Here is a 13,197-nt window from a genome sequence, read left to right on the forward strand (position 1 = left end):
ACGAAAGTGAGGGCGGGGGCGACGAGGCTTGCGATTCATCGAATGCAAGCCGCGACCTCACCCAACGAGTGCGTCCGTCAGTTGGACAGCGACAGATACTGCGACGTCAACGGCACCGGCGGGAACGGCTGCAAGCCGGTCTGCTTGTTGAAGCTGTAGCGCACGTACACGGCCGCGAGCCACTCGCGATATTCATAGGCATTGCCGAGCGACGCGGTCGCCCCGACCGCGAGCTGCGGCGCGAGCTGATATTCACCGACGCCGCTGATCGAATACGACACGCCGGTCTTGCTCTGACCCGGGTAGACGGCGCTCAGACCGTTGCCGAGGGATTGCGCGGCGGCCGCCGCGTCGCCTTGCCGCGTCGAGCCGTCGTTCAGCGGGAAGTAGTTCGACGCATCCTCGCGATAATGCTGCACGCCGATCGACCCCTTCACGTCATATGTAAACAGGCCCGCGCGGCCCGACCATTCGACCGGCAGATTCAGGATCACGTACTGCTGCGGACTGAAGTAGCCGCCCTGGCCGTAAGTGAAGTACGACAGATTGCGGTTGTAGCCCATGATCGTCGTGTTCACGCCGACCGTCAGCGTCTGGTCGGCGTCTTTCAGCAGACGCGTGTAGACGCCGCCGCCACCCTTGACCGCGTTGTTGCTCGGCACGTTGGTGCCCATGTAGTGCTGATACGACGCGTTGACGTACAGGCCGCTCGTGCCGTCGTCCCAGCTGAGGCGGGCAAGCGCGCCGTTCGACGTGACGCCGCCCCATTCGAGGCCGGCGGCCGCATCGCGCGCGCCCGCGTACGACAGCAGGCTGTCCGTCACCGCGCGTCGCGCGACCGCGATCGAGTACGAGACCTTGTCGGTGATGCCGCCGTTGTATTGCGCGCCACCGACGATGTTGGTCTCGCGCAAGCCGATCGGCGTCACGCCGATATCGCCGCTGATGCTGCGACTGTCATAGCCGACGGACAGGCCCACACCGCTCGCGGTCTGGCTGCCGTAGTTGTTGGTGCCGTTCTGCGCCGCCGATTTCGACGACGCGGTCGAAAGCCCCGCGCCGAAGCGCGCGAGCGTCGACGTGCTGTTCGACGCGGTGCCTGCGTCGAGCGTGACCGGGGTCGCGGTCACGACCACGTGACCGTTGCCCGCCTTGATACGCCCCTGAATCGGCGCCTCGATGTCGGTGAGCGACGACAGTCCGTCCTCGCCGACGCGATTGCGGAAGATCAGGCCGCCCGACACGGTGCTCGACTGCTCGCGATTGACCTGCGCAAGCTCCTCGGCGACGCCGAGCGTCTGCGCGTTCGCGACGTTCGACTGCGGGTTGTTCTGCGCGTTGCTGCCGGGCGGGTAGTACGGCTGCGCGTAGCCGGCCGGCGGTTGCGGAATGTACGGCTGCTGCGCGTAGTAGCCCTGGTTCGGGTAAGGCTGCTGTTGATAGGGCTGTTGCGGCGGGTACGGCTGATACGGCTGCGCGTAGCCCTGCTGCTGCGGATACGGCGGCGGCGGCTGCGCGTAGACCGGCGCGGGTTGGCTCGTTTTCGCCGTGCTCTTCTTGGCGCTCTTCTGCGTGCTCGTGCGTGTCGATCCGTACGGCAGCGCCGTCGTCGACGCGGCGTTGGCCTGCGCTTGGCGCGCGGCCGGCGACATAGGCCACGGTGTGGTCGCATAGCCGTCCTGCGCGCCGTAGGGCTGCTGCCCGTACGCCGGTTGCCCGTATGCCGGTTGCTGCGGATACGCTTGCTGCTGCGGGTAAGGCTGTGGCTGCGGATACGCTTGCTGCTGCGCATAGGGCTGCTGCTGCGCATAGCCCGCGTCGTACTGCTGCCGCGGCATCGGCTGCCCGGGCGCCTGACCTTGCCCCGGATAAGGCTGCAACGGCGCGCCCGACTGGCTCGATCCGTTGGATTCCTGTCCGTAGCCACCGACCTCGGCGGCGGAGCGGGGCGCTCCGTACGGTGCGGCGACCGGCGCGGGCTGTGCGGCAGGCGCGTTATAAGGCGTCGCGGCGGGCGCCGTATAGGGCGCGAAATACGGCGCGGGCTGAAGGGGCGGCGGATAGTTCGGCACGGTCTGCGTCGGCGAGGAAGGCTGCGTATTCAGGAACGGAAGCGTGGGACGCGCGGCATTGTCGGCGTCGCCCGAAGGGACGATCGCCGTCTTGCCTTCGAATGGATTGGTGCCCGGCAGCGGCGTCGCGCCGATCTGGCCCATCGCCGCTTCCCAGCCGCGCGGCACGTTGGTGCCTGCGTTGCGGGGCGCGTTCGCCGCCAGCGGCGTATTGGCCGCGACCAGCGAGCGTTGCAGATAGGTCGACGCGAGCGACAGCTTGCCCTGGGCGCGATACATGCGCCCCACGGTCGCGAGCACGCCCGGGTCGTTGGGCGCGAGGGCGAGCGCCTGGTTCGCGAGCGTTTCGGCGTAGCTGAACTGCTTCGCGCCGGCCGCGGCCGAGATCGCCGCCTGCAGCAGATTCAGATCGTCGGGGCGGCGCTGCAGCGCGACACGGAAGCTCGTGAGCGCGTTGCGGTCGTCGCCCGCGCTCGCATACATGCGGCCGAGCGCGGCCTGCAGGTCGGGGTTGTCGGGCATCGCGGCGAGCCACGGCGCGATCACCTCGTAGGCGCTCGCGAGATCGCCGCGCAGGCGTACCGCGTCGGCTTGTCGGATGACGATGCCGAGATTCAGGTTGTTGAAGTCAATCCGCTGTTGCGGCGTCAGTTGCATGCCTTGCAACTGGCGCATCACGGCGCCGAGCTCGGCCTGCTGGTTGGCCGCGGACAGAATGCTCGCGTATTGCAGCAGCAGATCGGTGTTGCCGGGCGCCGCGCTCATCGCGCCGCGCACGAGTGCGAGCGCGCGGGGCGGCTCGCCGGCATGCTGGTACGCGCCGGCGATCACGCCGATCAGCTCGGGGTTGTTGCCGGCCACCGGCTCGGCGGCGCGCAAGGTCGCGATGGCCTGCTGCGTCTGGCCGTTCTTCGCCATGCGCGTCGCGAGGTCGGCCTGCTGATGCACCCACAGCCGATGCTGCAACGTCGTCATCGCATCGGTGCGCTGTGCGGGCGCAATACGGTCGAGCTGCGCGAGACCGGTCGACCAGTCCTGCGTTTCCGCCGACAGCAGCGCGCTCGCGTACAGCGCATCGGTCATGTCCGGATGCGCGGCGAGCAGACCGTCCATCATGCTGCGCGCATTCGCGACCGCGCCCTGGCGCACGTAGATGCGCGCGAGGTCGAGCCGCAGCCACGGATCGTCGGGCTTGTTCAGCAGCGCGTCTTCGAACAGGCTGCGCGCGCTGCCGAGATCGCCGCGCGCTTCGGCCGCGCGCGCCTGCGCTGCCTGCGCGTCGCCGCGCAAACGGTCGATGCCGCCGACCTTCGCCTGTTGCTGCGCGTTCAGCTGATTGGCGAACTGCAGCGCCTCGTCGGCACGGCCCTGCGCGGCGAGCGCACCGACGAGGCCGCGAATCGCGTCCGGGTTGTCGGCCTGGCGGCGCAGCGCCATCCGGTATGCCTGCTCGGCGCCGGCCGGGTCGCCGGTCGTGAGCAGCATTTCACCGAGCTGCACCTGGGCGGTCACGTCGGACGGATTCAGCGCGATCGCGCGCTCGAACAATGCCTTCGCCTTCGCGAACTCGCCATTGCTGCGCGCGCCGATCGCTTCGCTCGTGTAGGTCCAGTAGGTCGCGCTGTCGAGCGCGGTTTTCCAGCGCGCCGGATTCGGTCCGCGCGAGGCACGCTCGAGGTAGTTGCGCGCCTCGGCGAAACGCTCCTGCTTCAGCGCGGCGATGCCCATGCCGCCGAGCGCGTCGGTATCGTTAGGACTGTTCGCGAGTACCGACGAGAACCTGGCGCGCGCGCTCACGATGTCGTCGCGGTCGAGCGCGGCGAAGCCGTCGGCGATCACGCGGCCGCGCGCGTCGGCGGCGGCGTTTTCCTGCGCGCGGGCGCGCGCTGCGCTGTCCTGCTGCACCATCGATTCGAAGCGCGCCTTCACGGCGGCATCTTCACCGGCGCTCTGGAAGTACGACTCGTACAGCGCGGCGTCCGAGGGCCGCGCGTCGAGCCACAGCAGCGCCTGGCGCCAGCTCTTTTTCGCCGCCGCGCCGACCGAGGTGTCGCCGGCGAGCTTTTGCAGCCGCGCGATACCGTCGCGCCGCGTGACGTCGCGATAGGTCAGATGCTGCGCGTACGCGAGTGCGAAACGCGGGTCGTTGGGGTTGTCGTGGGCGAGCTGTTCGAGGCCGCGGCGTGCTTCGTCCCAGCCCTGCGGCGTCGCCGACAGCGCCTGGTAATACTCGAGCTGCAACTGGGGCGTTGCGGGCTTGCCGGCCAGCGCGCGCTGATACTCCTGCGCCGCGCTCGCGCTCTGACCGGCTTGCGCGAGCCGGCGCGCCTCGCTGATGGTCTGGTCGCGCGGGCTCGTTTCGCCAAGGCGGCGGCCGAGCTCATCGAGATTCGGATAGTTCGGCGCGGCCGCCTTCAGCCGCGCAAGGTACTGCTGCGCGCCGGCGCCGTCCTTGCGGTCGGCCAGCACCATGCCCATGCCGAACAGGGCGTCGGGCTGCTTCGGATCGATGCTGAGCACCTTCTGCCAGGCCTGCTCGGCGAGGTCGCCGCGCTGATGCGACTGCCAGTACTTGCCCTGATCGATCAGCACGGTCAGCGGATCCTTGCTCGCCTGCGCGAGCGCATCGGGCGCGGCCGCGGCCGCGCACAAGAGCGCGCCGACGGACAGCGCGATATGCAGCGCGATATGCAGCGACCCGGCGAGGGCGTTCAATCGCATGCGGTCCTCCAGGCGGGCACGAGACCGCCGGCTTCATCGAAGCGATAGCGGCCATCGATGAACCCCGTGCCGAACAGACCCAACACACGATCGTAGTACACCGGTTCACGGCCCGGAACGTTCGCGTCGAGCGCGGCGAGCCGCGTGCGCGCGAGGCCGAGTCCGTGCTCGTCGCCCAGTGTCTTGAAGTAGGGCGCGAGCGCGCCCCAATAGCTGAGCGGACCTTCGCCGCTCGCCGCGCCGGTGGTCGACGACACCTTCTCCGGCGGGAAGCCGTTCTGCGCGACCTTCGCGCGCATGCCGCCGAGCGCGCCGAGCCACGGCTTCGCGAGCGGATCGGCGGGCGATGCGAGGCCGGCCCACAGATAGACGCGGATCGCATCGTAGCTGCCGACGTCGCCGTTCTTCGGATCGACGACGAACCGACCGTTCTGCCACGCCGCCCAGTCAGGCGCGAAGCCTTGCGGCGACACGGTTTTGACGAACTGATAAGCGTTGTCGGCGAGCTTGGCCCACGGGCCGTCCGGCACCTCGTGCGCGAGCGCGCGCAACACCGGCAGCGGCAGATAGCTCGGATTCAGACGCGTGACGTTGCCGTTCCTGAAGCCCTGCGCCCCCGGCAGCAGCATCGGCCCGAGGCCAGATAGATTCGCGACTTCGTCGTGCGCGATGCGCTCGGCGAGTGCCTGGCCCAGTTGCGTGTAGGCGGGGTTGTGCCACAGGCGGCCGGCCTGCAGCAGATCGTAGGCGATCCAGAGGTCGGAATCCGACGCCGAATTCGGATCGAGCACGCCGTACGAGCCGTCCGGCTTCTTGCCCCATTGCCATGCGGGCAGCCGCAGGTTCTGGGCGTCGAACTGGTTGCCCGCGAGATTCGCGCGGGTCCAGCCGAGCAGCTTGTCGAAGGTCGCGCGGTCGTTGGCGACCAGCGCGAAAAAGAGCGCGTAGGACTGGCCTTCCGAGGTGGTCTGCTGGGCCGGCGTCGAGTAATCGATCACGCGGCCGTCGGCCTGGACGAAGCGTTGCACGAAGCTTTGCCAGGCGCCCCAGTCGCCGCATGCAGCGCCGTTCTGCGCGGCCTGAGCGGCGCCGCTCAAACCCGCCAGATTGGCCGACGCCGTCATGCCGATACCGAGCGCGAGCGCAAAAGAGGTTCTTCTGCTGATCCGAAACCGCATTCGAGTCATATCCATCAGTCCTTCAGTCGACGCGCGGCGATCGCGCGAAGCGTCCGGTAGCACAAGGCCGCGATGATCAGCGCGGCGAGCACGCCGCCGAGCAACAGCAGCAGCGGATGCGACGACAGTGCCCAGCGCAGATACTCCTGCGGCGACAGACGGCCCACGTAGTATGCGGTGCCGTTCGACGTGATGGTGACGGCGCGGCCATGGATCACGGCCATCGCGCCTTGAATCTTCGGCAGCACGTCGGCGTCGAGCAGCGCGGCGGACAGATCGGCATCCGACGGGCCGGCCGCGCTGATCAGCGCAACCGCGCTGCGGCCTCGCTGCAGCGGCGACTCGAAGCCGGTTAGCAGCGCCGCGCCGTTCGAGCTGACCATCGTCAGATCGGCACGCGCGGGCGTGCGCTCGACGCCGCGCTCGCCGTGCCACCAGTCCCGCAGCTTGAACACCAGGTCGGTGAGCTGGAACGTGTGCGCGGCGCCGTCGCTGGAGAACGGCATCGACTTCGACCAGCGCTGCAACAGCGGCTGCTTGCCAGGCGCGCCGAACACCAGCAGGTCCTTGTCGGCGAGGCGCTCGACGTCGGCCGCATGGGTGACGGTCACGCCGGAGACCGGATAGCCGGTCGATTCGCCCATCCGGCCCATCGTCAGCAGATACAGGCTGTAGTCGCTCGCGTCCGGGTCGTCCGGCAGCACGACGGCGGTCTCGGAGAGGTCCGCCATCCGCGTGAACGGAAAGCCGCTGTTGGCGAACGCGGCCAGATCGGGCAGCGCCATGTAGTGCGGGAACGACGACAGGTCGATCGTCGAGTTCGGATCGATCGCGCCGACCACGTTCTGCAGCAGGCGGCCCGCGCATTCGCCGGTGTTCGGGATGTCGTAGTAGAAGTGCAGCCGCAGCTGGGTGCGCGGCGTCATCAGCCGCGGCGGGATGCGGATGTTGCGGCGCGCGTCGGCGGTGCCGTCGGGCATGATGAGGTTGAAGTAGCGGCTCAGGTCGAACACCGACGCAGGGCGCGCCGGAATCGGCAGAGCCTGCACGAAGCCGTTGTTCACGCTGATGTTCAGCGACGAGCGGTCGCGCGCCGGCCGCACCGTGTAGCGGTAGCGCAGATCGATCGGCACGCCGCGCGTGTGCCACATGAACAGATCGGGCGGCACCCGCATGTTGATGCGCACCGCGTCGGCGTCGTAGCCGAGCACGGTCAGGTCTTTCGGATCGGCGAGCTCGCCGAAGCGCACCGCGCGGTCGGTCGGCAGCCAGTTCGGCGCGTCGTACGGCACGCGCGGCGTAATTTCGTTCAGCGACGTGATCGTGGCGCTCGCGCCGGACAGCGCGCTATGGCCGATCCCGAGCGACTTCGCGGCGGTCTTCAGCTCGGCCTCGTTGCGGCCGAGCACGAGCAGCAGCTTGCCGCGCGCGTTCGCGTCGCGCTCGACCACCGCGATGGTCGGCCCGGTGATCTCGGGAATCGTCACGCCGGCCGGATGCTGGTCGCTGGTCGCGAACACGACCGCGTTGCCCGACAGCGGCGGGTTGTCGAGCTGGGTGGGAAACACCGCGCCGCGGTAGCCGGCGAGCGAGCCGAACCACGACGCGACGATGCCGGCGGCTTCGAGCGTGCCGTTGCCCGGCTTCTGCGCGAGCACGAACGGCAGCTCGAGGCGGCGCACGTCGCGGCGGTCGAAAAACGGCTGCGGCAGCGCGGCCAGCTCCGCCTTCGTCGCGAGCGACGAGTAGGTCAGGTCGAGCGAGCTCGCGTTGCTGATCGTCGCCCACAGCGACGAGTTGGCGGGGTCTTCACAGGCCGTCGTGTAGTGGCCGATCAGCTGCAGGTTCAGGTGGTTGAAGTCGGTGATGAAGCGCGGATCGATCGTGATCTCGCGCGCGACCAGCATGCCGGCCTGCTCGTGCGGCAGCGGCAGTGTCGCCGCGACTTCGCCGTTGACCAGCACCTTCAACTGCGACAGGTTCGCCAACAGCGCAGGCGAATAACTGTAGATCAGATGCAGCGTCGCGCCGGTCACGACCTCGTCGCCGCGCACCGAGAACGCGATGCCGTTCTGTCCGTCGACGCCGCGCAATTGCAGCGGGTCGAACGCGCCGAAGTCGGCGAACGTCAGCGTCTGGCGGCGGCCTCCGGGCACCAGCGTGCCGGGCTCGGCGGTGGTCGGCGTGCGCATGCCGAGCGCCTTCACCGACGCCGCCGCGAGCGCGGGCGTCGGCGTGGCGAGCTGGCCCTGGGCGATCGCGTTCGGATCGAACGGCACCGCCGCGCTCGGCGCGGGCACGTTGCCGACACCGGTCGCGACTTGCGGGGTTTGCGGCGCGCCGGCGGGTGCCGCCGCGTCCGACGCCGGTTTGGCGGCGGCGGCAGCAGGGGTGGCCGCTTCAGCGAGCGGCACGAACGACGCCAGCGCGGTCTGCAGCGCGAGCCAGCAGGCGACGCCGCGCATGATTCGCCGCGAGTGTCGCAAGCCGTGACAAGCAAACAGGCGCGATTGGGGTCCAATGCTGTTGCGCCCGTGTGCCGGGCGTTCGATATTGTCCGTGGCCATCCGGTAGCCCATAGATCAGTCTTTCGTTTTTAGCTTCTTGACGTCCGCGGGACGGCTTTTGATCGAACTGCGCAAGTCGTCGTACAGATGTTCGAACAGCCCCGCGATGCCGCGCACGCCGACCTTCAGCACGTGCGACAGACCGCGCAGCGGTGCGTCCGTCTCGCGTCCCTCGGCCCAGCTGGTCCACGCGTCCGCGCGCGCGAAGGTGGTTTTGACGAACTCGTACTCCTGTTCGCGCGACATCGACGAAAAGCGCAGCCCCACCCGTCCCGGCTCGGTAAAACTGACGGTGGCGGGGAACGCGTACTCTTCGTCGCCGCGGAACAGCGACACGGTCACGCGCTCCTGCATCGGCACTTCGATGGTGCTGGGCAGCGCGACGCCGACGCCGCCTTCCGAGTAGTCGATCGTTTCGCACGCGAGCGTGCGGCCGGTCGAGAACTTCAGCATCACCGGCATCTTCATCGCGACGCGCGGCACCGCGCGGATCTGGCGGCGCTCGCTCGCGGCGGCCACGCTCGCGCCGAGGATCAGCATGTTGTAGCTGGTCCACGCGAGATTGAGCAGTGTGGTCTCGACGATGCTGCGCACGTGCCAGTTCATGTAGATGTGCACCAGACCGGCGAGGAAGCCGAGCAGGTTCAGCAGCAGCAGGAACAGATACGGCCGCGAGATCGACCAGTCGAAGTAGCTCTTCTCGATCACGCCGCCCTTGGCCGTCACGTTGAACTTGCCGAGCTTCGGGTTGATCAGCGCGAGCAGCGTCGGCGCGGTGATGTACGACGCCAGCACCGACTCGTACACCTCGGCCCAGAACGAATGGCGGAACAGGCGCTGCATCCGCGAGTTGGTGATGCTCGCGTGCATCATGTGCGGCAGCGCGTAGATCGCGATCGTGCTGGCCGCCGCTTCGATCACATGCGCGCCGAAGAACAGATACGACAGCGGCGCGGTCAGGAACACGAGACGCGGCACGCCGTAGAAGAAGTGCATCATCGCGTTCAGGTAACACAGCCGCTGGCCGATCTTCAGCCCCTTGCCGGTGAGCGGATTGTCGATGCGGAAGATCTGCGTCATGCCGCGCGCCCAGCGGATGCGCTGGCCGATGTGGCCCGACAGGCTTTCGGTCGCGAGGCCGGCGGCCTGCGGAATCGCCAGATACGCGGTGGTGTAGCCGCGGCGGTGCAGCTTCAGCGCGGTGTGCGCGTCCTCGGTGACGGTCTCGACCGCGATGCCGCCGATCTCGTCGACCATGCTCCGGCGCAGCAGCGCGCACGAGCCGCAGAAGAACGTCGCGTTCCACAGATCGTTGCCGTCCTGCACGAGGCCGTAGAACAGCTCGCCTTCGTTCGGCACCTTGCGGAAAGTGCCGAGGTTGCGCTCGAACGGGTCGGCGGAGAAGAAGTGGTGCGGCGTTTGCAGCATCGACAGCAGCTTGTCGCGCAGGAACCAGCCGAGGCCGATCTGCAGGAACGAGCGGGTCGGGATGTGATCGCAGTCGAAGATCGCGAGGTACTCGCCGCTCGTGATCTTCAGCGCCTCGTTGATGTTGCCGGCCTTCGCGTGGCGATTGTGCGTGCGGATCGTCCAGTTCACGCCGACTTCCTCGCAAAACGCCTTGAACTCGGCGCGGCGGCCGTCGTCGAGCACGTGGATCGACATCTTGTCGGCCGGGTAGTCGAGCGCGAGCGCCGCATAGACGGTCGGCTTCACGACGGCGAGCGGCTCGTTGTAGGTCGGGATGAACACGTCGACGGTCGGCCATTCGTCGCGATTGGCGGGCAGCGGCATTGGCTTGCGCTTGAGCGGCCACGCGGTCTGGAAGTAGCCGAGCATCAGCACGATCGTCGCGTAGAGCTCGGCGGACACGAGCAGCAGACCCCAGGCGGCGTCGAGCGGATGCTCCCAGTAGGTCGTTTCGGTCAGCCGCCAGTACATGTAGCGGCCCGACGCGACGATCGACAGCATGATCATCACCATCGTCGCGTAGCGGCCGGGACGACGGCGAAACAGCAGCGCGAGCACGAAGCACAGGGTCGCGAAGGTCAGTTGCTGATAGAACTCGAGCGGCACCGTGAACACGAAGTACAGCATGTACAGCGCGAGCATCGTGACGAGCGCGGTGACGATGCGGCTGTTCCAGAAGCTTGCGTCGATGAAGCGTTGGAACCGCGACGGCTCGCCGCCCTCGGGCTCGCGCGAGGAGGCTGGACTGCTCATGCGACGTTCCTTGGCCGGGCGGCGATCGCGTCGAGCGCCGCCATGAGCCAGGCGGCGCACGCGCGGAAATCGGCGGCGGCCTGGCTCAGCGGATCGTAATGGATCAGCGTGGTGTCGCAGGCGAGCGCTTCGCTGACGCCTTCGTCGAGATGGATCACGCCGGGGAACACCTTGCCGGCGAGCATCTGACGCAGCACCTTCAGCACGTCCTTGGTCAACTGGCGGGATTGGTCGATCTGATTGATCACGTAGCCGACGCCGCCGAAGTCCGCGCGCGGCGCCGCGTAGGTTTCGATCAGCCGCTCCATCTGCGGGATCGCCGCGTACGACGCGGCGTCGGCGAGCACGACGTTCAACGCGAAGGTGGCCGCGCTCAGCGCGGTTCGCACGTAGGTCGACGAGCCGGGCGGCGTATCGACGATCACGATGTCGGACGCATCGAGCCGCAGGTGCTGCAGCGACTGCGCGAGCCATTGCGGATGCTGGTCGATCTGCGCCTCGAGGCGGCGGCGGTCGTCCTCCAGCAGCGCGCCGTACGGCAGCACGGTCACGCCGTCGATACCGTCGAACATCACCGTTTGCCACGGGTTGCCCGAGAGAGTCGCGCGCGACAGGCCGTCGATGCTGTCGAGCGGCACGCCGAAGTGCAGCCGCAGGGCGTTCTGAGGATCGAGATCGAGTGCAATCACACGCCGGCCGCTGTTGGCGAGCACGGAGGCGAGATTGGCGGCGAGGGTGGTCTTGCCGACCCCCCCTTTGGCGGACACCACGGCAATGACTTTCATGAGCGACGCGGACCGTTGGTGAGCCACGAGGCGAAGCCGCCGCGCGCGGTGCCGGCGGGTGCTTGCGTGCCTTGGGCGGACGTGCCGCGCAGACGGTCGAACACCGAGTTCAGCGACGCGGCCGCGGCCGCTTGCGGCGGCGCGCTCGGGGTTTGCGCTGCAAACATCTTGCCGAGGATCGACGGCGGTTGGGCCGGTTGCGCGGGTTGGGCCGTATAGGTGGGTTGCGGCGCTGGTGGCGGTGGCATCGACGATGCCGGTGCCGTGCTCGCGCTGCCATAAGCGGGCGCGGCGGGCGCGGCGGGCGCGGCGGGTCGTGTCCTGCCTGGCGCGACAGGCGCAATCGTTTGCGCGGCCGCCTCGTCGAGTTCGTCGGCCGTGCGAAAGCGTGACGCGCCGCTCGGCGCCGCGGGCTGGGCTGCGGCCACAGGTACCGGTGGAATGTCACGCCGGTGCGGGCGCGTGAACAGCGGTGCCTTCGCGCGCGTCACGGATGCCATGTCCTTCGGTGTCGTGTCCTCGTGGACGGCGGCCCGTGGCGCCACGGTTATAGGCGGCTGTGGTTTCGCGTCGCGAAGCTGGCCGATTGCCGGAATGGCCGGTTGCGTCAGATCGAGCGTCACGAGCAGCGGCCAACGAGTGCGCGCGGTGCGCGCGTCGTTCTCGCGGCCGATCTCCTGGTACGCGTTGGCGTCGCCGCCAAATTGCTCGAACAGTTTTTCGATGTCGCTCGATGAACTCATGATGCCGTCGTCTCTTACATCCCGTGCACGGCCCCAAACCGACTGCTCGGAGTGCTGTTTATTTGAACTGCCTTCCCTGATTCTGCGTGGCGGCTGTATCGCCGTCGCACGCTCGTTCGCACGTATGCTTGCAGCACCCGCTGGTGCTCAGGCGGGGTGACGGCCGAGGCGGAATTCGAGCGAGCTGTCCTCGCCGAACGCGCTCGTCTGCACGACCGACAAACCCTGCGCGCCCAACGCGCTCAGCCACGTCTGATAGGCGCCTTCGAGAAATGCCGGCGTCCAGGCGAGCGCCGATTCGCCGAAGGCGGGCAGCGGCGCGCAATAGTGAATGATGCGCAGCGACTCCGCCTCATCGGCGAGCGCGACGTAACCCCAATCCATCTGATGCCAGTAAGAATTCAACACCTGCTCGAGCTCGGCCGTCGATGCGCAGGCGGGCAGCGGATACGCGAGCGCGAAACGGCTGCCGACGCGATGCATCAGCTGGCGCAGCTCGTCGTGTCCGATTTGCGCTTCGAACTCGCTCGCCAGCGCGCTCAGCATGCCGCGCCATTGCGGCGAGATTTGGCGTTCGAGCAGATAGTTGAGGATTGGGACCATGTTTTCCGGAAGTGGTCGCGGCCCGTTGCACATTGCGGACGTGACAGCCATTGAGCATTGGAGTCGTTCGGCAACGGGGCGCCGACTACGTCATTTCTACCGGGTTGTCTAGGGTGTCCGGCACACATTGCAAGCAGTCTACTTAAGACACAGGCTTTTAGCCACTTTCCATTGCTCGGCTTAAGTGTTGCTGGTAAACGCGTTTGAATTTTGTTAACTTCGGCGACCCCATTGCGCCGGAGTCCAGATGAAGTGTGTTGTAGAGCTGAGCGAAGCCGAGGAAAAGACCTTGCAACAGATGTCGT

General features: G+C 67.9%; 7 protein-coding genes. All 7 read right to left on the minus strand.

Annotated features, from left to right (window positions below; genetic code table 11):
- Positions 1 to 77: 77 nt before the first annotated feature.
- A complete protein-coding gene (locus F6X37_RS29970; protein WP_187613797.1) occupies positions 78 to 4,793 on the minus strand; it encodes a cellulose synthase subunit BcsC-related outer membrane protein in 4,716 nt (1,571 codons plus the stop codon).
- Positions 4,784 to 5,971: a cellulose synthase complex periplasmic endoglucanase BcsZ gene (gene bcsZ, locus F6X37_RS29975; RefSeq protein WP_187613798.1), complete on the minus strand. Its 1,188-nt coding sequence runs from the start codon at positions 5,969 to 5,971 to the stop codon at positions 4,784 to 4,786. Before bcsZ ends, F6X37_RS29970 begins: the two co-directional genes overlap by 10 nt.
- A gap of 14 nt (positions 5,972 to 5,985) precedes the next feature.
- Positions 5,986 to 8,550, minus strand: a complete 2,565-nt coding sequence (bcsB, locus tag F6X37_RS29980; RefSeq protein WP_187613799.1) for a cellulose biosynthesis cyclic di-GMP-binding regulatory protein BcsB — start codon at positions 8,548 to 8,550, stop codon at positions 5,986 to 5,988.
- A 3-nt stretch (positions 8,551 to 8,553) separates the two neighbouring features.
- On the minus strand, positions 8,554 to 10,761 hold the full coding sequence (bcsA, locus tag F6X37_RS29985; protein WP_187613800.1) for a UDP-forming cellulose synthase catalytic subunit: 2,208 nt from the start codon (positions 10,759 to 10,761) through the stop codon (positions 8,554 to 8,556).
- Positions 10,758 to 11,546 (minus strand): cellulose biosynthesis protein BcsQ, encoded by a 789-nt coding sequence (gene bcsQ / locus F6X37_RS29990; RefSeq protein WP_187613801.1) that lies wholly within the window; start codon positions 11,544 to 11,546, stop codon positions 10,758 to 10,760. The genes bcsA and bcsQ overlap by 4 nt, the downstream gene beginning before the upstream one ends.
- The gene (gene bcsP, locus F6X37_RS29995; RefSeq protein ID WP_187613802.1) at positions 11,543 to 12,289 is read right to left on the minus strand and encodes a cellulose biosynthesis protein BcsP; all 747 of its coding nucleotides are present in this window, start codon (positions 12,287 to 12,289) and stop codon (positions 11,543 to 11,545) included. Before bcsP ends, bcsQ begins: the two co-directional genes overlap by 4 nt.
- A gap of 147 nt (positions 12,290 to 12,436) precedes the next feature.
- A complete protein-coding gene (gene bcsD, locus F6X37_RS30000) occupies positions 12,437 to 12,892 on the minus strand; it encodes a cellulose biosynthesis protein BcsD (protein ID WP_090806351.1) in 456 nt (151 codons plus the stop codon).
- Positions 12,893 to 13,197 lie beyond the last annotated feature (305 nt).

Origin of the sequence: Paraburkholderia sp. 31.1, from assembly GCF_014397645.1 — a bacterium.
GTDB lineage: Bacteria > Pseudomonadota > Gammaproteobacteria > Burkholderiales > Burkholderiaceae > Paraburkholderia > Paraburkholderia tuberum.

Coding starts and splice junctions, on each gene's coding strand:
- F6X37_RS29970 (WP_187613797.1), bottom strand. CDS start 4,793: ATGCGATTGAACGCCCTCGCCGGGTCGCTGCATATCGCGCTGCATATC.
- bcsZ (WP_187613798.1), bottom strand. CDS start 5,971: ATGCGGTTTCGGATCAGCAGAAGAACCTCTTTTGCGCTCGCGCTCGGT.
- bcsB (WP_187613799.1), bottom strand. CDS start 8,550: ATGGGCTACCGGATGGCCACGGACAATATCGAACGCCCGGCACACGGG.
- bcsA (WP_187613800.1), bottom strand. CDS start 10,761: ATGAGCAGTCCAGCCTCCTCGCGCGAGCCCGAGGGCGGCGAGCCGTCG.
- bcsQ (WP_187613801.1), bottom strand. CDS start 11,546: ATGAAAGTCATTGCCGTGGTGTCCGCCAAAGGGGGGGTCGGCAAGACC.
- bcsP (WP_187613802.1), bottom strand. CDS start 12,289: ATGAGTTCATCGAGCGACATCGAAAAACTGTTCGAGCAATTTGGCGGC.
- bcsD (WP_090806351.1), bottom strand. CDS start 12,892: ATGGTCCCAATCCTCAACTATCTGCTCGAACGCCAAATCTCGCCGCAA.